Below are 19,903 nucleotides of genomic sequence, written 5' to 3' on the forward strand. Positions count from 1 at the left end.
AGGGCTATACGAGCCCTAATAGTTCTGGCGTATTGCGGTGAATAATATCTTCGATCACTTGATCCGGAATTTGTGGTAAAGTCGTCCCTTTAGCGAACTGGTTTACGTTACGGAACAAGTCAATCGTCTTCTGCGTCGTGAAGAACGGGAAGTCCGAGCCGAATAATATTTTATGCGTCACGCCGTATTCCATCGCCGATACGAGAGCGTTGTAAAACTGCCACGGGCGAGAGCCGAGGGCGGACATGTCCATATAGACGTTCGGGTTTTTGCGGACGACCGAGATGCACTCGTCGATCCACGGATGGCCCATATGGGCAATAATCATCTTCAAGTCCGGGAACGTGCGGGCGATCGGATCGAGCTCGACCGGCCGGGAAGCATCCAAATAGCCTTCCGGGATGAACGACGTGCCTTGATGCCACATGATCGGCAGCTTCAGCTCGTTCGCTTTGGCGTAGAACGCGTAATGCTGTTTGTCGTTCGGATAAAAGTTTTGGTAGATCGGTCCGAGCTTCAGTCCGCACAGCTTGTATTCCGATATCGCTTCTTCCAGCAGCCGCGCCGCGTTCGGCCGGTTCGGGTCGACGCTGGCGAAGCCGAACAGCTTGCCCGGCGCCGTGGCGCAATACCGCGCTACGTCTTCGTTCGGCACGTGCGCTCCGACAGCCGTAGCGTCGAATGCCAGCACGATCGCTCCGTCGAAATCTTTCACGGATTCGTGGTGCTGCTCCTCGGTAGCGATCACATCGTCGACGTTCCACGCCCGTTTGGCCGCCGCTTTCCACTCTCCGCCTACTTGACCGGGCAAAAACAGATGCGTATGGCAGTCGAAAATCACTCCGCATTCCCGCCTTTCTTGCGCGCTTCGCGCAGCTCCTTGGGCAGCAGGAAGTCGAAGTCGCAGCCTTCGTCGGCCTGCAGCACATGCTCCAGGAACAGCAAACCGTAGCCGCGGTCGTATGCGGGCTCCGCCGGCTTCCAATCTTTCCTTCTAAGCTCAAGCGTCGCATCGTCTACGTGCAAGTGCAGCTTGCGAGCCTCGATGTCCAGCTCGATCTCGTCGCCGTCGCGCACGAGCGCAAGCGGGCCGCCGATTGCCGCTTCGGGAGCTGTATGCACGATAAGCGCGCCATAGGAGGTGCCGCTGATCCGTGCGTCGGAGATGCGCACCATATCCCGCACCCCTTTCAGCAGCAGCTTCTGCGGAATCGGGATTTGGCCGATTTCCGGCATCGCCGGAGCGCCCTTCGGTCCCGCGTTGATCAGGACGAGCACACTGTTCTCGTCGACGTCCAAATCCGGGTCGTCGATGCGGGCTTCCAAATCGGCCGGCGAGTGGAAGACGACCGCTTTGCCCCGGTGCTTCTTCAAATGCGGCGATACCGCCGTCTGCTTGATGAGCGCCCCGTTCGGGGACAAGTTGCCTCGGAGGACGGCGATGCCACCCTGCTCCGCAAGCGGACGGTCCAGCGATGCGATAACATCGCGGTTGATCGTATATACGCCGCGCAGGTTATCGGCTACCGTTCCGCCGGTAACGGTCAAACAATCGGTATGAAGCTTCGATTCCAGCTCTTTCATAAGCGAAGGCACGCCGCCCGCTTCGAAATATTCTTCCATCATATATTTGCCGGAAGGCTTCAGGTTGAGCAGGAACGGCGTATCCGCCGCGAGCTTGTCGAACGTTTCGAGCTCCAGCTTGTAGCCGAGCCTTCCCGCGATCGCGACCAGATGGATGATCGCATTGGTCGAGCCGCCGCTCGCCATCGTGACGCGGATCGCGTTCTCGATCGATTTCGGCGTGATGACGTCGCGAGGACGAATGTTTTGCCGGACGATTTCGACGATCTGCTTACCTGTCCTCTCAGCCATATGCTTGCGGCGCGAATCGGGTGCGGGAATGGCCGCACAGCCGGGCAGCGCCATGCCGAGCGCCTCCGCAATCGAAGCCATCGTGCTAGCCGTTCCCATTACCATACAGTGGCCATCGCTGCGGCATATCGCATCCTCCGCTGTCGACAGCTCCTTGTCGGTAATGTTGCCCGCCTTATGCTCGAGCGTATATTTGTAGCAGTCGGTGCAGGCGCCGAGCGACTGTCCGTTCAGTCTGCCGTTCAGCATCGGCCCTCCGGTCAGGACGATCGCCGGTACATTCGCACTGATGGCCGCCATCAATTGCGCCGGTACCGTCTTGTCGCAGCCGCCTACGAGAACGACGCCGTCCAGCGGATGCGCTTTGATCATTTCCTCGGTATCCATCGCCATCAAGTTGCGAAGCAGCATTGTCGTAGGCTTGACGTACGGCTCCCCGATCGAGATCGTCGGAAATTCCATCGGCATGCCGCCCGCCTGCCATACGCCGCGCTTCACGTATTCGACCAGCTCGTTGAAGTTGGAATGGCATTTGTTCAGCTCGCTGAACGTGTTGGCAATGCCGATAACCGGCTTGCGCAAATCCTCGTCCGTATACCCCATCGATTTGGTGAAGGAGCGGTGGATGAATCCCCAGAAGCCCGGATCCTGAAAATATTTCGCTCCGCGCAGCGCTTCTTTATTGCCTTCGCCATTTTGTTTCCCGATTGCGCCGGTGTCTTTATGTTCGCCCGTTCCCATGTTTCGGCAATTCCCCTTTCGGCATCGTCTGTTGCTCCATAAAACCAAGCTCGGCGGAAATGCGGTCGGCTGTTTCCTTTACGGCTTCCCCGATCTGCTGAAATTTCGTGGCCGGCAAATCTTTGTTCAAGGACGTTATGCTGATCGAAGCGAACACTTGGCCGTTGCCGTCCCGGATCGGGGCGCCGATGCACCGGATGCCTTCCTCGAATTCCTCGTCCTCGATCGAATATCCGTATTTGCGTACATAGCGCACATCTTCCATCAGCTTCTCCATCGCCCGTCCGAGCTTATCCGGCGCCGCCTCCAGCTCGGCGGTCAACGCGGAAGCGATCTCCTCGTCCGACATGCCCGATGCGATCGCTTTCCCTACGCCCGACATATGCAGCGGCTGAATTTGCCCGATATTCGTGGCGAAGCGGACGAAGCCGTTTCCTTCCACTTTATCCACGTAAACCGGCTTATCTTTCTCCGAAACGGCCAAGTGAGCCGTATAGGGCGTGTCTGCAATAAGCTTCTCCAGATGCGGCCGCGCGATCGTCACGAGATCCATCGACTTCATATATCCGATTCCCCAGCGGAGCACCCCGTGCCCGAGCCGGTATTTGCCTTCCGGATTTTTCTGGATGAGCGAATATTGCTCGAGCGCGTTCAAGATGACGAAAGCGGTCGATTTCGGAACGTTCAGCGACGTATGAATGTCTTGGATCGACAGCTGACGGTCGGCGAGCGCGTTCAGAATGGCGACCGTTTTATCGATCGCCGGAACCGAATATTCCTTCGGCTGCTTTTTCAATGACGGTCCCTCCTTTCTTATAAGAATTCGTATCCGGCAAGCTTCGAAAGGCTATACTACAATTGATGGATGAACCGGGAAATGCTCACAGCTCGCCCGCATTGGCCAAGTGCCCGCCGTCTACCGGAAGCGTTACGCCGGTAATATAAGAAGCGTCGTCGGAAGCAAGGAACAGGAACGCGTTCGCCACCTCTTCCACGGAGCCGAGACGGCCCATCGGCGTACGCGCGGTCAAGTTCAGAGACTGATCCTGCTGCTTCAGCTTCCGGTCCAACGGCGTATCGATAAAACCCGGAGCAACCGCGTTGACCCGGATTCCGTGCGAAGCGAGCTCGACGGCCATCGATTGGGTCAGCAGCACGACGGCGCCTTTGGAAGCGTTGTAGTGGGCAAGCATCGAGCTGCCCGCCAGCCCGTTCTTCGAAGTCATATTGACGATCGCCCCGCCCGTGCCGCGTTCGATCATCCGGTTCGCAACAGCCTGGCTTAACACGAACATCGCGTTGACGTTAACGTCCATTACTTTTTTCCAACGATCGAGCGATATTCCGGAGAATGGCTCGCGGAACGCAATGCCCGCGTTGTTGATCAAAATGTCGATGCCGCCCAATCGGGTCCAGGCTTGCTCCGCAGCCGCGAGCGTAGCGTCAAGGTCGCTCAAATCGCATACGGCGTATTCGATCGCAGACGACGTCTCGCCGCGCAGCGCTTCGACGGTTTCCTTCAATTCCTCGCCTCTCACATCAAGCAGAAACAGCTCTGCGCCTTCCCGCACAAACTTCTCGGCGATGCCTTGCCCGATTCCTTGAGCGCCGCCCGTTATCAGCACTTTTTTCCCGGATAGCTTCATTAATAGTTCCTCCTCCGACGACATCTCGGAATGGTTGACTTAGTATATTGAACATTATTCACTATAATAATAGTGGAATCCATTTTTCATTGTCAAATGAATGTTAATCCATGCAAAAAAGTTTTTGGTTATTCGAATCCCAGGTTGACTTCGGAACGATCGGCACCATATAATCAACTTATTGAATCGTATTTAATATACTGATTATTGGAGGAACGACATGAACAACAGCGCCAAGCTTCGTCAGGAAAGCAATAAATATACGCCCGGTGGCGTTCATTCCGCGACACGGAACGTAGAGCCGTTTCTCGTCTTTACGAAAGGGGAAGGCGCCTACATCTATGACGCCGACGGCAACAAATATATCGATTACCAAGCCGCTTTCGGACCTTATATTCTTGGACACAACTATCCGGCCGTCAACAATAAAGTCATTCAAGCACTGAGCAAGACCGACATGTACGGCGTAGGAACAACGGATCTGGAAATCGAAGCTTCCCGCAAAATTTCCACGCACGTCCCTTCCGCCGAGCAGGTGCTGCTGTGCAACTCGGGCTCGGAAGCGACTTATCATGCGATCCGCTTGTCCCGCGGCATTACCGGACGGAACAAAATCATCAAATTCCAAGGCTGCTACCACGGCTGGCACGACTACGTCGCCCGCAACATGCTTAGCGCCTGGGACAAAATCGGCAAGCGCGATCCCGGATCGGCCGGCATGCTGGACGAAGCGATCGACAATACGCTCGTCTGCACATATAACGACCTGGATGACGTCGAGCGCACCTTCGCCGAAAACAAAGGCGAGATCGCGGCGATCATTCTGGAGCCGATCCCGCACAATATCGGCATCATCATGCCGCAGCCGGGCTTCCTGGAAGGCCTTCGCGAAATTTGTACGGCGAACGGCGCCCTGCTTATATTCGACGAAGTCATCACCGGCTTCCGCCACGACCTCGGCGGTTACCAGAAAGTCGCGGGCGTAACTCCGGACTTGACGACGATGGGCAAAGCGATGGCGAACGGCTTCCCGATCGCGGCTATCGCCGGCAAGAAAGAATATATGCAGCGCTTCAACACGCAGCCGGGCGGCGACGTTTGGTTCGCGGGCACTTACAACGGCCATGCCGTCGGCACCGCCGCTTGTATCGCTACAATCGAAACGATGGAGAACGAACCGGTCCATGAGCATATTTTCCGCTTGGGCGACAAGGTGCGCTCCGAAATTCGCGGCATCGTCGACCGCCTCGGCATCACGGCTTACGTCGCCGGCTTCGGTTCGACATGGACGACCTACTTCATGGGCTTCGAGCCGAAAAACTACACCGATCTGCAGCACAACGACGCCGAATTTTACGTATCGTACCGGAAGAAGCTGATCGAGAAAGGCATTTACAAAATGCCGATGAACATCAAGCGCAATCATATCAGCTACAGCCATACGGACGAGGATATCGCCGTAACGCTGGAAGCGATCGAAACCGTGCTGAAGGAAATGTCGCGCAGCAAATAATGGTGGATGTAGAGAAGGAGGAACCGCTAACTAGGCGGTTCCTCCTATTTTTCTCTCACCGGTGCACTCGAATGAGATGGTTCCTTCCGCGCTTCCCTACAGCCTGCCGATCAATTCGCCGGCCTTCTCCTCGTAGGCTTGCTGCCACTCGGGGGCAAGCAAACATTCGGTAACCTCGTAGCCTCCTTTGCCGTAATGCTCGGCCGGCGCGGCGTAGTGCATGTATCCGTTTGAGAAGGCGGCTATGAACGTGTGCTCGTACGGCGAAGCTTGCTTCAGCTTCAGCCCGATTTCGACGAGCAGCTCCGCCGGAGCCGTGAGCAGCACGCAATCTCCGATTTTGATCGCTTGCACTTCGGCGGGGATGTCCGGCTCGCCCGCTTCCCGGTTCAGCTCCTGATGAACTTTCAGCGTAGCGATATCTTCCTGAATTCGGATCAGCTTTTCCATCGCCTCTATATTTTTCACATATCTGTCCAGATTGTGCCGGTTATGCGCATCCATCGTCGTCAGCTCATTGGCGCCGATTGCCTCCTCCTGCATATACCGGTACGAGTAGTCCGCCGGATATTGCGGATCGAGGGCGTATTTCAGATACAGCGGCAGAAATGTTTTGAAATTCAGGCACGTGCTTCGCATGGCGGCCAGCAGCTCGGTCTGCTCCCGCAGCCTTTCTTCGATCCGCTCGGCAATATCGGTTCTTCGCGGAAGCCGGATCGTTTCCGAACAGACGCTTAACTGCGCATCCTTAGTTCGGATGTTCCGCACCGCTTCGAGCGTGCTCAAGCCGAGCATCGTGCCTAGCGGCTCGCAGTTTCTGGGACGGTTGACATCCTTGAAATACAGCTCCAATAGGTCCCCGCCCGCCCCTTGCAAAAACAACGCCATCGCCCCGTCGCCCATATTATCCTCTATGACTTTCGAGGCGAAGCCCGGAAAATTCGCCGTGACGCCGCGTTCCGGAACGCCGATCAGCAAATGGCAGGCGAAATTGTATACGACGGCAAGCGGCCGCCCGTCCGTCCGGTCGATGCGCAGCACCCCGATAGCGGGGTCGATCGGCCCGATGCCCGCAACATCCTCATCCCGCGGACAAGGGTGTGCATAACGGATCGACCAATGCTTCCCGTCATTCATTCTCAAATTCCGGTTAACCGTAATCCGGTCTTCGTGGCCGAAGCCGGAGCCGACCTTAACTTCCGTCATATTGTCCATCGCCCGACGAACAGCCTCGAACGTTCGCTGAACCTGCTCGTCGTCTTCGCACAACAGCCTTCCTTGCGGGTGAGTATGGGAGGCATTGACCATTACGTTGCCGCCGGGAATATGCAGCTCCTGCTGAATCCGCTCGCGCAGCTTCGGCAAGAAATCGTCCTTAATATCGCCGAGTCCCCCTATCGCCAAGGCGTCCATCGCGACGATGGCCACCCTCGTGTTTCCATCGTCCAGAACGAGTGCTTTCGCATACAGACGATCGCTGATGACTACCCCATCCCGACTGGTCGTAATATCGCTCTTGGCCACGCCTGCTCGCAATTGCATACCGCAACATCCTTTCGTTTCTCTTGTCGAGAACCATTATATAGAGGATTCCCCGCGGATTCTTTAGTAAAAGAACGATATTTTTTGTACGCTGTTGATATGCCGGACCGTTTTCCGCATACAAAAAAAAGATCCGGAATACGGACCTTGGCATTAACGCTGCATGACGATATGGTGATCGACAATGACGTAATGGTCTTCGATTTGCATCTCGACGATTTCCTTGTTCATCAGACGGTACTTCAGCGGCGACATGTTCTCCTTGGCGGCGAAGCGTCTGCTTAAATAGTGGACGCTCTGAAACCCGACCTCGGCGGAAATTTCCGTCACCGTCAACTCCGTGTTGACCAGCAGCTCCTTCGCCTGCTGAATGCGCCAATTGTTTAAATACTGCATCGGAGACACCCGGAACCGCTCGTAAAAGACGCGGCACAGATGAGCGCTGCTGACCGTCAATTGCCGGGCCAGCTCCTGCAGCACGATTTTCCGTCCATAGTTCGCGTGCAAATATTGCTGCGCCAAGCTGGGCAAATCGTCCCCGGGATCTACTCGGTCCGGGAGCAGGCGGGTAGCGTGTTTTCCGGCCGGCGATGGGTCCGGTATACGGGTCGCGCTCCGTTCCTCCTCCGGGTCGGCCATACTGCGGGTGCGTTGGATGTTCAAGATGAATTCAATGAAATGAGCCGTAATGATCTCCTTATATTGCGGCCGACATAATGTCGCTTCTTCCAGCATCGCTTCCAAGATCATCTTCATTTTGACATGGGGAATAATCATTTTGAGCGACATGTTCTGCAAATACGATTCGAGCAGGGGATCACTCACGAGAGCTTTGACTTCGATCGTACACAAGGGACTGGACGAATCCGACTGCAGGCTGTGATAAGTCCCCGGTGCAATGACATACAGATCGTCCTTGCGCATCGTATAGTCGACACCGTTTGCGCAAAACGTTCCGCTCCCGCCGATCACGTACAAAAGATGATGGAAGTTGTGGCAATGATCGATGACGCAGTTTTCGGACTTGTACTTGCAGCGCGAAATATACAGCACGCTCGTCGAATTGAAGCTCATCCGAATCCCCCATTTCGTTCCGAATCGCTTCGGCTCCCAGTCGCACCAAGCTCCGGCCTTAAAGCGCGAATCCGTTCACCTTTCGGCCATTTCCGCTTCCCGTAAAATCAATTTATCGGCCAGTTTGCGGCACAATTCATCCTCGTCCAGCAGGTCCGCCCAATAAGCTTTCAATTGAGACGCCAATATAGGGTTGAGCCGCCACGGTAAATTCAATTCGCTATGCATGCAGTAGGAAGAAACGATCTCTCGGTACAGTCCGTACCGGCTCGGCATCGGCATGATCGGCTTGACGAAATCCCCGTCGTGCTGAAGCGCCGGTATGCTCAGCGTAAACTTGCGCATCAGATCCTGGGTCCGCTTCGATCCGAAATAGTCGATCAGCTGACCGGCCGCTTCCTTATGGGGAGAATACCGGTTCATGCCGAATCCGATGACGACCACTAGCGTCCGCGGTTCCTGAACGTAAGGAAGCGGCGAAATATCGTAGTCGAGCTCGGCGTTCCGAAAATCGTTCAACCCCATATAGCTCGTTACGATCATCGACAATTTGCCTTCCTTGAACATGGCGTTGACATCGTCGTTGTTCTCCGACAAATAGTGTGGGAATATGTCGTGGTTGCTGATCAGCCGCTTGCTTCGCCGAATCCCTTCCAGCAGCTTCGTGCCGCGCAGATCGGACAGACGCCCGCCCTCCCATTCGAATCGTCCGCCGCTTTGCAGCAAAAACAACGGCCAGCGGTTTTCCGATACGATGTGGAAGCAGATGCCGAACCGGTTCCGGTTCTCGGATAGCTTGGTCGCGCTGCGGACGAGTTCGTCCCACGTCCATCCCCCGTGGGGTTCCGGAAGCCGACATTCACGGAAATGAGCGCGATTGTAGCATAATACGATCGGCGAGAAAATCGCCGGAATTACGTATTGCCGATCGTCCGCTCCAAATGCCGCGTTCAGGAACGGGTATGCATCGTCCGAGCCGTAGAGCGGCTCGAGCATCGTATGCCTCCCTTCCTCCTTCAGCTGTTGGAATTGGGTCGAATCCAAGGCGATCACATCCGCCTGCCGGCGGTCTCCGTCATCGTCGAACTTCGGTATTTCGGCGAAAGGAACGGTATGGACGCGAATCCACGGATGCTGACGGTGAAAATCGTCGAGCAGTCTGGTCAGTTGAAAATCACGCTCGATCGTCGACGAGCAAGCCAATGTCAGCGTAACGCCGGCCCGCTTCATATTCACCCGGTTGCCGACTCTCGGAATTTTGACGATCAGGCCGTCCTCGACGAGCTTCATCATCCCTTTGCGCACCGACTTGTTGCTTAGCTGAAACCTCTTCGCCAATTCCGGCTCGGGCGGCAGGAAAGATTGGTCGGGGTAGGTACCGTTGAGAATGTCTTGGCGCAATTGATCAGCCATCCTGTCCAGCTTGAGCTGAAAGGGGGTGTTTGTCGAATTCGCCTTCACGATGAACAACACGCTCCGTTTCATAACCGCTTGACGGAAAATCGGAATTCCTCGAAGCCAAGCATTTATTTCTAGTGTATGATGATTCCAATGGTATACACTACAATATCTATTTCCCACTTCACACCCTCAATATAAGACACCACAATATCACTGTCAATACGACCCAAGTACACCACAAAACATTTTCATCGCCCCTGCATACATTAGAGCAGCTCCCCTCGAACGCAAAATAACCCCACAAAGTGGAGCCTGCCTTCGATGCTTATTCCAATTACTTTGCGGGGACCCCGAAATATATAAACCCTACATAGGTAAACAAGGAGCCGCTACCGCGGCTCCTTCGGGCATTTGAGTGAGTTGGATCAGCGATTGCCCCTACTTCCGGCTCTGCAAATAATCGTCCACCTTCTTGTTCGCTTCCTCCTCCGCCTTGCGCAAGGCGGTATTGACGTCCGCTCCGGCCATGATGGCGGGCGGAGCCGTATCCAGCCCGGGCCAAGCTACCGACTCATAGGCGGTCGTATTCGGCAGCTTATCGAACGGATACCGGAATACGGCACTCACGTTTTTGCCTGCCAGCAAATCCAGCTTCGAGCCGAATTGCTTGCGGATCGCCTCGTCTTTCAGCGAGCTGATTCTGCCGTTCTGAGAAAGGATCAGCTGTACCTCGGGCGAAGTGGTCACGTACGAAATCGCCTGAATAGCCTGCTCCTTATGTTTGCCGACTGACGAAGCCAGCATATAGATCGGCTTGGCCGGGCCCGACGTCTTGGGCTGATCTTTGGAGTACGGCAGCGCGGTCATATCCCAGTTCAAGCCTCCACCCGCCTGAGACAGCAATCCGTACGCCGCTCCCATCCATTGCGGGTAAATCCCGAGCCGCTTTTCCTTGAAAAAATGATCATGCGTAATTTTGTTGTCGATGCCCATGTCCACCATTTGCTTCATTAAAGAGAGCGCGCTTTTCCACCCTTCCGTCTGCAGATCGGCTTTGCCGGTCTTGGCATTGATGACCGGAAGGCCGAATTGGAAGCCGAACGTGTACAAGTCTCCCCATCGGTAGCCCAAATAAGATACGCCGCCTTCCGTCCGGGTCAGCTTCCTGACAAGTCCGATCAGATCGGCATAGCTCTTGTCGCCGGTCGGGTACGGGATGGCGAACAGATCGAAAATATCTTTGTTGTAAAACATCATGTATTTGTCCAAATAAAGCGGCAGGCCGTATAACTCCCCTTTGGCGCCGAGCGCTCGGACTCCGTCTAGAGGACTGGCCTCCATGCCGCCCAGATCAATCTTGGCCGCCTTCAGCGGTTCCTGAAGATCGGCCGGATACTTCAGGTCGATCGCGCTGGACAGATTGGAGTAATCGGTGATGACGATATCCGGAACGCCTTGACCGGTGGCGATCAAATCCGGCAAGGAAGCGCCGGCTTTCGGCTCCACATATTCGATCGTAATGTGCGGGTATTTTCGCTTCACCGGTGCGGAAATGAACTGCTCGACCGCTTCCTTCGACACCAGCGTGTTGAACCACATGATTTTCAAAGTGACCGGGTCCGTCTTCGCCTCCGTTGTCTTCGCCGGCTCCGCCGTCGGCGCCGGGTCGGCCGTACCTTTGCTGCAGCCCGCCGCCATACCGATCAGCATGGCGAGCAGCGCCGCTTGCGCGGATTTCTTGTACATTCGAATCATCGTTTGGCCCTCCCTCACATATTTTCGCATGAATGAACTCGGCGGGCGGCTTGATCCGCCACGATGAAAGCGTCATCATCACAACCGAAGCAGCGCTCTCCTTCCGGCAATTTTAGTCGTCTTCAGCTCTTTCGAGTCTCATTATATCGGGTACCCGTTGCGCCTTCTTTAGTAAAAACCATATTTTTTTTGTACGCCGTTGATTGTATAAAGCCCGCAAGTCCAACACAAAAAAACGGCTCCGGATCTAACAGCCTTTATCATCTCTTTGATAAGACAGGACCTCGGTTAACCACGACAAATAACAAGTTACAAAATTTTCTATTCCATGGTATGATTGAGGTGACCGAATATTGGAAATGTTTTCTAACCTTCAGAAGGAGGAGTATTACAATGCCTAGGAAAAAGGCTTCAAAGAACGTCAAGCTTGACGATCTGGAGAAACCGCTTTCGGAGCAGGAAATGAAGGAAACAACCGGAGGATTCGGGCAATCAATTCCGAAACCGAAGATTATCCCACCGGGTGCTCCTCCACAAGTACAATTCGAGGCACCGCCATCGTTCGGTACAGCCCAAACGTCAACCCCGCCGACCGATGTTATAGTAAAGGACGGAAATGTTATCCTCAACCCCAATGCAGGTCAATATAATGGTACACAGCCGTCTGTCTACGTTAACCCGAATGTTAAGATTACGCCGCCGCCCCCATTCAATGCAGGCCCAAAACCCTGATCCGCTCCCAAGTTTGACATAAAACGGGAGCGTCAATTTTTTCGAACGTGGCATTGAAAGGAAAGAAAGAACCTAACGGCCGTTAGGTTCTTTCTTTTCAACGGGAATGAGGTGGCCAATGAGCGGGATGGAACTTACGGCGCTAAGCGTGAACGGATGGGAATGGCGTTTGGGAGATCTATTGAGAGTGGCCTGTATCGATGGGGGATTCACCGCTGTCGAGAGCGTGATTCGAAGGGCCGTCATTCTGCAATATGCGGAAGAACGTCAAATTTCCGTCGACGAACCGGAAGAAAAAGCGAAAGTCAACGAGATCAGGCAGCAAATGGGGCTCTATAGTGCGGCGGAAACGATGGCCTGGCTGGAACAGCGGGGGCTCGAGACCGAGGATCTTTACGAAAGCGCCAGGGCCCGTATTCTGGAGGAAAAAGTGAAACGGATCGTTACGGAAGACCGGATCGAAGCTTATTTTCTGCAAAACCGTAGGTCTTTCGATCGGGCGAATCTGTCCCAATTGGTCATCAGCACAAGGGAGCAGGCGCAGGAGCTGCTTTTTCAGATAGAGGAAGGCGAATCGTTCTTCAAGCTGGCACAAACGTATTGCTTGAATGCCAGCAGCCGGTTTAACGGCGGGTATGTAGGATGGGTGGGAAGGACGGCGCTTAGCGCCGAAGAGGAGGCCTTCGTCTTTGGTGCCGAGGCCAGAGAAACGGGGGGGCCTTTCCCAGCCGGTTCAGGCTGGCGACTGCTGCATGTTTGGGAGGTTGCTCCGACCGAACTTACCGAAGAACTTCGGTCAAATCTCGCCGATTTGCTGTTCGACGAGTGGTTGGACGAAGCGGTCAAACGGTCGGATGTAGATGTCAACCTTTGGCGTTATTTGGCAGGTGATACGCCGGATTGAGGGTTTGGGAGGAACGGCTATGCTTGAGCTGCATCGAATGATTCTGGATAAAATCCCTATTTTTCAAGTGCTTTCGCCGCAAGAAAGGAATGAGATTTTTTCCTCTTTTACAACTGTTGGATTCCTAATGGGAGATACGATTATTCAGGCGGGGGAACGTGCAGATGCGTTCCATCTCATTCTTTCAGGCAGAGTCCGGATTATCGGGCAGCATCCGGACGGCAAAGTAATCAATTACGGATTGTTGGAAGCCGGTGAGCATTTCGGTCAGGAAGGGCTGCTGAAGGATGAAGTAAATGAGCATACACTGCGGGCTTCGACGAAGCTGGAGCTGCTGCGGTTGTCGAAAAGCATGTTCATGCAAATGATCAACATGCATCCTGAACTTAAGGTGTATTTGCTTGAGCTCTTGGCCGACGATGCGATGCGCAATTTTTTGAAGCGGACGGCGCTTTTTTCCCCGCTTCAACATCGGGAGCTGCGTTCGCTGCTGGATCATATGGTCATTCAAGAGTATGCCGCCGGCGAGCCTATCGTACGGGAAGGGGAAGTAGGGGACGCATTCTACATCGTTCGAACCGGTACGGCTACCGTATGGAAGGAAAGCGAAGGAAACCGCAAGCTCAATACGGTGAAGGCAGGAGAGTTTTTCGGAGAGCTCGCGCTGCTTACCGGAGAACCACGCAGGGCCACGATTACAGCGGACGAACCGGTATCGGTATTCCGACTGGCCAAACATGACTTTGATAGGCTGATCCTGCAATATCCGAAGGTCAGGGATACGATAATCGGCATTGCGTCGGCTTATTTGCAGAATGTGGAGGATCCCCGGGATCCGGAAGCGGCTGGAGCCTCTACTGCAGAGGTGAGTGCAAGTTATGAAGCGGGAGCGGAAGCCGGGGAGGAATTAGCCTGGCGATACGCAGGGCGCAAGGTTCGGATACCATGGAAATCGTTTCCGGTTTTTATTCAGCAAAGCGAGATGGACTGTGGGCCTTCCTGCCTCTCCATGATCGCTCGGCACTACGGTAAACGGCTCAGCATTCACCGTCTGCGGGAGCTCGCGCAAGTCGGCCTGGACGGAACGACCTTGTACCATCTGTGCAAAACCGCTGAACGGATAGGCTTTCAGGCGGAGGCGGTCCGCAGCAGCCTGAAGGGGCTTTCCGAGCGGGTCCTTCCGGCAATTGCCCATTGGAGAGGCAATCATTATGTGGTGGTCGTTAGCGTAGACAATCGATCCGTAACCGTGGCCGACCCGGCGATCGGACTGCTGACTTATTCTCACGAAGAATTTATGAAGGGATGGACGCTGAGCGCGGTTTTTCTGCAGCCGACTGAAGCTTTTTTCGTCCAGGAGGAATCTAATCCTTCTTTCCGGCGCTATTGGGCCTTTTTTGCTTCTAGTAAGATGACGCTGCTCCTGATCGTTTGTTTGACGCTGCTGCTGCAGGTCATCAACTTGGCGCTTCCGCTTTTTACCCAACGGATGATCGACCGCGTGCTTGTCGGACGGCAATATGACGAGTTGAACCTGATGCTCTTCGTCATGCTGGGCGTCTCCTTGGTGACGATGCTTGTACAAGCGGTCAGACAGTGGATCATTGCAGGCACGTTCATGAAAATCGATATAGAGATGGTAATGGCTTTTTACCGGCATGTGTTTCGACTGCCCATGCGCTATTTCGCCACGAGGAAAGTGGGCGATATCCTGACGCGCGCCGGGGAAAACCAGGTGATTCGCCATTTTCTCGTATCGAACAGCATGAATGCCGTCCTGGATGTTTTGACGATCGTCGTTTACATCGGCGTGATGTTCACATATAGCGTGAGGCTTGCCTCGATTACGCTGACGTTCATTCCCTGCTTCATCGCGCTGACGCTGATCGTGACCCCTATCATGAAACGTAACGGCAGGAAGCAGTTCCAGGCTGACGTCGACCTGCAGAACGTATTGGTTGAAGCGGTCGGCTCCATGCGGACCGTGAAGGCACTCGCGGCAGAAGAGGAGGTACGCAAGAAAGCGGAGGACAAGTTCCGCCGATCGGCCATCGTGCAGATGAAGAGCTGGAAAATCGGCATCTTTTCCGGTACGGCCGCCACGCTGCTGCAAACCATAAGCGCGGTAACCTTGATGTATGCGGGAGCTGTCTCGATCATAGGGGAACAGCTGACCGTCGGGGAGTTGATGGCTTTCACCGCGGTAAACGGCCTCGTGACCGGCGCGGCACTCGGCTTGATCAGATTGTGGGACGAATTTCAGGGAGTGCGTATTGCTTTGGAACGACTTGAAGACGTGTTCGAGACGGAGCAGGAAGAAACGGATCCGACCCGGCTGGCTGAGCTGCCCAAGCTGAAGGGAAAGGTAGAATTCGAACGCGTTTCGTTTCGCTACGATTCCGAAGGGAAAAACGTACTGCAGAACGTCTCCTTCGAAATGACGCCGGGCCAGACGCTTGCGGTTGTCGGCCGAAGCGGGTCGGGGAAATCGACCTTGGCCAATCTATTGCTCAAGCTGTACAAGCCCAGCAGCGGAACGATCCGCATCGACGGGTATGATTTGATGCAAGTGCAGGCCGCTGCGCTCCGCAGGCAAATCGGTATCGTCCAGCAGGAAGCGGCACTATTCAGCGGAACGATTCGCGAAAATATCGCTTATCATCTTCCTGACGCATCGATGGATGAAGTGATGTCCGCCGCGATGCTTGCAGGAGCGCATGAGTTCATAACTTCATTGCCAAACGGTTATAACACGCAGGTCGGGGAACGGGGGGCCAGCCTGTCCGGCGGGCAACGTCAGCGCATCGCCATCGCCCGAGCACTGATCGGGAACCCGCGCATCTTGATTTTCGACGAAGCGACGAGCGCGCTCGACAACGAATCCGAAAAGACAATCCAGCGTAATATGGGCACGATTTTAAAAGACCGTACAACGCTCATTATCGCACACCGGCTCAGCACGATCCGAAATGCGGACCGTATTCTCGTGTTGGATCAAGGCGTTATTGCCGAGTCGGGCACACATGAGCAGTTATTAGCCGCCAAGGGCTTGTACCACATGCTTGTAAGTCAGTCGTTGGAATCCGCTTGAGGTAAGTGACATTAGGGATAATATTAAGCGTGGATGCAGTCGAGAAGGAACCGCTAATTAGGCGGTTCTTTCTTTGTTGTTCTCAAAAGATAGCCGCGCCTTCGATTTCGCATGCGAGCCGCCTTATACACAAAAACGGGCGAACCGACGCCATGCCGGCCCACCCGTCAATCCGTTACTGCATCAATGCGCTGACGTCGCGGATCAAAATATCCGCCGCCTGCGCCGAAATATGTTTGCCCCGCTGCGCCTGCAAATGGTTTAGCAATGCTTGCAGCGAGCCGCTCGCCAGTTGCTGGCGTAAGCTGCCCGCGATGCCCCCGTTATCGATCGAGCCGTCGGACGCGAACATGTCGATCAATGCTCCGACCGACTGCATGGTCGCCTCCGTCCGGAACGGAATCGTCGCATTTGCGTTGTTGCCGGCAAAGTCTCTGGACGATACCGCTATCGTATGCGATCCGAGCGGAAGCGTATGCAGCTTCACGACCGCATCTTTGGCAATCGGCTGTCCGTCGAGCGTCACGGACGTGAAGGCATGATCCGCTCCCGAGCCTGCGTCCGTAACGGCAACTTGCAGGGCGATTTGTCCCGAATCGGCGTATACCGAGTCTGCGACAACGTTCACTTGAATCGCCGGAGCCGTCCGGTCGATCCGAAACGATGCGGTTTTGGCCGCTTCAACATGGCCCGCTCCATCGGCAGAACGGTACAGCATATTGTAGGCGCCGTCCGCCGCGAACGAAATCGGCCCGTCGTAGTTCAGCCACTTTGCCCCGCCGTCCAGGCTATATACCGTTTGGGTAACGCCGGACAAGTCGTCGGACGCCTCGAGCCGGACCGACAACGGTACCGTATACCAGCCATTTTCCCCGTTCGGCGTCTGGGGCGAAAGGCCGGCTTCCGTCAAAGGGGGCGTCACGTCCGGCACGTCAACGGGCGGGATATATTTCCACAAGTCCGAGTTATTGTCGGAGAAGTACAAATTGCCGGCTTCGTCGCGATTCAAATAATTGCCGTAAGAGCCGTTAAGCATGACGAATTCCTTCGTATCCGGCTTCACCATGAAAAATTGTCCGCGCGACGTCCCGTATACGTTGCCGTCCGCTCCGGTTTGCAGAAACCCGTAGGTCCAAGTCGTGCCGTCCGCTTTATACCTTTTCAGCTTGGCCGCCTTGTATGAAAACAGCCGGGTATCCGGATTGAAGACGAAGATCGTATCCTCGGCGATGCCCCAAATCATGCCGTCCGGACCGACATGCAGACCGGTTACTCCTTTGCGGCCGGATACCGGTATCGTCTCGAACACTTTCTGCTTCGTGACCGGGTCGAATACGAACAGCTTGGCGTTTTGCTCCGTAGGACCGCTCGTGCCGAGACCGCCATAGACGGTCGTCCCCACATATAGAAGGCCGTTCCGGTACACCATGGACACGATGCTTTGGTTCGGGATAATATTGCGGAACACATCCAACTTCTTGGTTGCGAAATCGTACATCGCAAGCGCTCCCTGAAGCGAAGTCGAGTTCGGCACCGTACCGATGAAGAGCTTGTCGATATCCTCCGCGTAGGTCATCGCGAACGGACGGTCCTGCTGGTAGGCGCGCAAGTCGAACAGTTGACGCGGGTTGCTGCTCGACCAAGGCAGATTCGGATTATATTCGAGTATCCGGGAGCCCGCGTAAGCGCCGATCAGCATATTCCCTTGACGAACGGCCGACGATTCCACCTGCCCGAAATCTTCCGTATCGGAGACGTCCCCCGTTACCGGATCGTAGGAGGTAAACCCGGCCATATATCCGGCAACGTACATTTTCCCTCCGGGACCTTGATGGATGCTCTGGATCAAAGTAGGCGCCCCTTCATAGCCGGACGGCCGCACTTCGGCACGGTTCGTCGTCATGTTGTAGTGCAATATTTTACCGAACGCGCCTCCGGCGACGAACGTAAGCCCGGGCCATTCCGGATTGCCCAGGTCGACGAATTTGCCTTCGTGGAAATTGATCCCGCCCGATATTGTCTTGAGCTGCGTCGCGGAACGAGTCTCTACGTCATAGGCATACAGATGACCGCTGTTCGCGTACAGTACCTTGCCGGGCTGACCGGGAATCGGCGTTACCCGCTCGGAATGAATGTCGATACCGGCCGGATCGTAATAATCGACGGCATTCGTATCTCCGCGCATAACCAGCAAATCGCCGTTCGAAAATTTGACGAACAGCCGGTCTTCGGCGAACTCCATGCCGTATGGCCACGCGTACGTATCCCCGCCTCCGGCGATCCGGCCGGCCAGAAGCTCGCTTTGCGACCCGTCCGGATTCAGCCGGAATATCCGGCTTTTCGATCCCCCGACGCCTACATAGAGTACATTGCGCCCGGCGTCGTACGCAAGTGACCGCACATACTTCTGCTCCGGATCGAAATCGCCCAGATCGGTGATCGTGCCGACCGCCGGATCGTAAACGAACAATTTCCCGCTCGGATACGTGCCCGCGTACATTTTCCCGCCCGGTCCGGCCACGAGCGAGAAGACGTGCGTCTCGCTGCCGAACTTTCCGACAAAACCGAACGTCTTGCCGTTCGGATTATACCGGTATAATCCGCCGTCGTAATGCGAGCCGACGTATACTTGACCGTCCGTAGACGTCTTGACGCCCCAAGCCGCTTCGACTCCCGTCATCGGGAACGTGCGCAGCACTCCTCGTGTCGCCGCATCGATGACCGCGAATACGGTCGGCGTCTCTCCTCTGCCCTTGAAAACCGTATACAGAACCGGCTTGCCATCTTCGATGCCGACCGCCGTATCTTCGTTAATCGTTCCTTTCACGATGCCGCCGATCCGTTGAAACGCTCCGATCTTGTTCAATTCGATCCCCACCTGATCCGCATATCCGCGCGTAATGCCCGCAGAGGAAGAATACAAAAGGATGGTCGCCGTCGCCGCATTGGCCGGTACGACCGTCGATGTCGCATTTTTCGTCCACTGGCCGTTCGTTGAGGTGATGAAATTGCTGGACTCTCCCACCTTGACGCCGGCAGCGTCAAAATAGCGGATATAAATCGCCATGGAACCGTTTTCAACTTTCATCATCGCAGATACCGAATAACCTGCGCCCGGAACGACGGGAAAAGGAGCGCTCTCCAGCCCCAGCGCTTTGGCGCCGTTCTTATCGTCGAGCAGCAAGCTTTTCGTTCCCGCGTACGATTGGTCCGAGGATACCTCATACGCCACACCGCTCTCTCCGGCGCCGAACGTTTGGGTCCAGCCGGGAATCGCCGATCCGGCAGCAGGCTCTTCGAATCCGGCGTTAAACACGACAGGCGGCGGCGTCTCGGCGGTTGCCGCCGATGCCGACGCGTTCGCGGCTCCGGTACCGGTCAGCAATCCGGCTGCAACTGCAGCGGCAGCTATGCCGCTAACGGCCATTCGAAAACGACTTTTTCTCATGACAACAATCAACTCCTTATTATTGACTCACCCGTGACTCACAACTATAATAAAAACAAAAAGAAGCCCGTGTCAATACGTACACGGACCTTTTTTTTGCAAGCTCCGTCCTTGATTCACCCGGACAAGTCGGATATGCTTTGGATGAATACGAACAAGCCCCGAGCTGGCCGGAAAGGAG

13 protein-coding genes are annotated in these 19,903 nt (G+C 55.1%); 4 read left to right on the top strand and 9 right to left on the bottom strand.

What is annotated here, in order from left to right:
• Window positions 1–4 precede the first annotated feature (4 nt).
• The 4 genes from FE783_RS29050 to FE783_RS29065 all read right to left on the bottom strand — a co-directional run bounded on the left by FE783_RS29050 (window position 5) and on the right by FE783_RS29065 (window position 4,262).
• Window positions 5–841: an amidohydrolase family protein gene (locus FE783_RS29050; protein WP_138882892.1), complete on the bottom strand. Its 837-nt coding sequence runs from the start codon at window positions 839–841 to the stop codon at window positions 5–7.
• The gene (locus FE783_RS29055; protein ID WP_138882893.1) at window positions 838–2,616 is read right to left on the bottom strand and encodes an IlvD/Edd family dehydratase; all 1,779 of its coding nucleotides are present in this window, start codon (window positions 2,614–2,616) and stop codon (window positions 838–840) included. The genes FE783_RS29050 and FE783_RS29055 overlap by 4 nt, the downstream gene beginning before the upstream one ends.
• Window positions 2,597–3,412, bottom strand: a complete 816-nt coding sequence (locus FE783_RS29060) for an IclR family transcriptional regulator (RefSeq protein WP_138882894.1) — start codon at window positions 3,410–3,412, stop codon at window positions 2,597–2,599. Before FE783_RS29060 ends, FE783_RS29055 begins: the two co-directional genes overlap by 20 nt.
• An 85-nt stretch (window positions 3,413–3,497) precedes the next feature.
• Window positions 3,498–4,262, bottom strand: a complete 765-nt coding sequence (locus FE783_RS29065) for an SDR family NAD(P)-dependent oxidoreductase (RefSeq protein ID WP_158302088.1) — start codon at window positions 4,260–4,262, stop codon at window positions 3,498–3,500.
• 220 nt (window positions 4,263–4,482) lie between these two features.
• Between FE783_RS29065 and FE783_RS29070 the strand changes: the two genes are divergently transcribed.
• Window positions 4,483–5,775, top strand: coding sequence for an aspartate aminotransferase family protein (locus FE783_RS29070; protein ID WP_138882896.1), 1,293 nt, complete (start codon window positions 4,483–4,485; stop codon window positions 5,773–5,775).
• Window positions 5,776–5,871: 96 nt separating this feature from the next.
• On the opposite strand, the gene FE783_RS29075 is transcribed toward FE783_RS29070, so the two are convergent.
• From FE783_RS29075 to FE783_RS29090, 4 genes are all read right to left on the bottom strand, one after another.
• Window positions 5,872–7,317, bottom strand: coding sequence for a hypothetical protein (locus FE783_RS29075; RefSeq protein ID WP_138882897.1), 1,446 nt, complete (start codon window positions 7,315–7,317; stop codon window positions 5,872–5,874).
• Window positions 7,318–7,470: 153 nt separating this feature from the next.
• Window positions 7,471–8,391: an AraC family transcriptional regulator gene (locus tag FE783_RS29080; RefSeq protein WP_138882898.1), complete on the bottom strand. Its 921-nt coding sequence runs from the start codon at window positions 8,389–8,391 to the stop codon at window positions 7,471–7,473.
• 75 nt (window positions 8,392–8,466) lie between these two features.
• On the bottom strand, window positions 8,467–9,876 hold the full coding sequence (locus FE783_RS29085; RefSeq protein WP_138882899.1) for an extracellular solute-binding protein: 1,410 nt from the start codon (window positions 9,874–9,876) through the stop codon (window positions 8,467–8,469).
• A 354-nt stretch (window positions 9,877–10,230) separates the two neighbouring features.
• Complete coding sequence (locus FE783_RS29090; RefSeq protein ID WP_158302089.1) at window positions 10,231–11,547, bottom strand: ABC transporter substrate-binding protein; 1,317 nt, start codon at window positions 11,545–11,547, stop codon at window positions 10,231–10,233.
• 393 nt (window positions 11,548–11,940) lie between these two features.
• On the opposite strand from FE783_RS29090, the gene FE783_RS29095 reads away from it, so the two are divergent.
• The 3 genes from FE783_RS29095 to FE783_RS29105 all read left to right on the top strand — a co-directional run bounded on the left by FE783_RS29095 (window position 11,941) and on the right by FE783_RS29105 (window position 16,274).
• A complete protein-coding gene (locus FE783_RS29095) occupies window positions 11,941–12,279 on the top strand; it encodes a hypothetical protein (RefSeq protein WP_138882901.1) in 339 nt (112 codons plus the stop codon).
• Between the two features lie 118 nt (window positions 12,280–12,397).
• Window positions 12,398–13,183: a peptidylprolyl isomerase gene (locus FE783_RS29100; protein ID WP_158302090.1), complete on the top strand. Its 786-nt coding sequence runs from the start codon at window positions 12,398–12,400 to the stop codon at window positions 13,181–13,183.
• A 127-nt stretch (window positions 13,184–13,310) separates the two neighbouring features.
• Window positions 13,311–16,274 (top strand): peptidase domain-containing ABC transporter, encoded by a 2,964-nt coding sequence (locus tag FE783_RS29105; protein WP_158302091.1) that lies wholly within the window; start codon window positions 13,311–13,313, stop codon window positions 16,272–16,274.
• A 175-nt stretch (window positions 16,275–16,449) separates the two neighbouring features.
• On the opposite strand, the gene FE783_RS29110 is transcribed toward FE783_RS29105, so the two are convergent.
• Window positions 16,450–19,722 (bottom strand): OmpL47-type beta-barrel domain-containing protein, encoded by a 3,273-nt coding sequence (locus FE783_RS29110; RefSeq protein WP_138882904.1) that lies wholly within the window; start codon window positions 19,720–19,722, stop codon window positions 16,450–16,452.
• Window positions 19,723–19,903: the final 181 nt, after the last annotated feature.

The sequence above is a fragment of the Paenibacillus mesophilus genome (assembly GCF_005938385.1).
In the GTDB taxonomy this organism is placed as follows: Bacteria; Bacillota; Bacilli; order Paenibacillales; family NBRC-103111; genus Paenibacillus_AB; species Paenibacillus_AB mesophilus.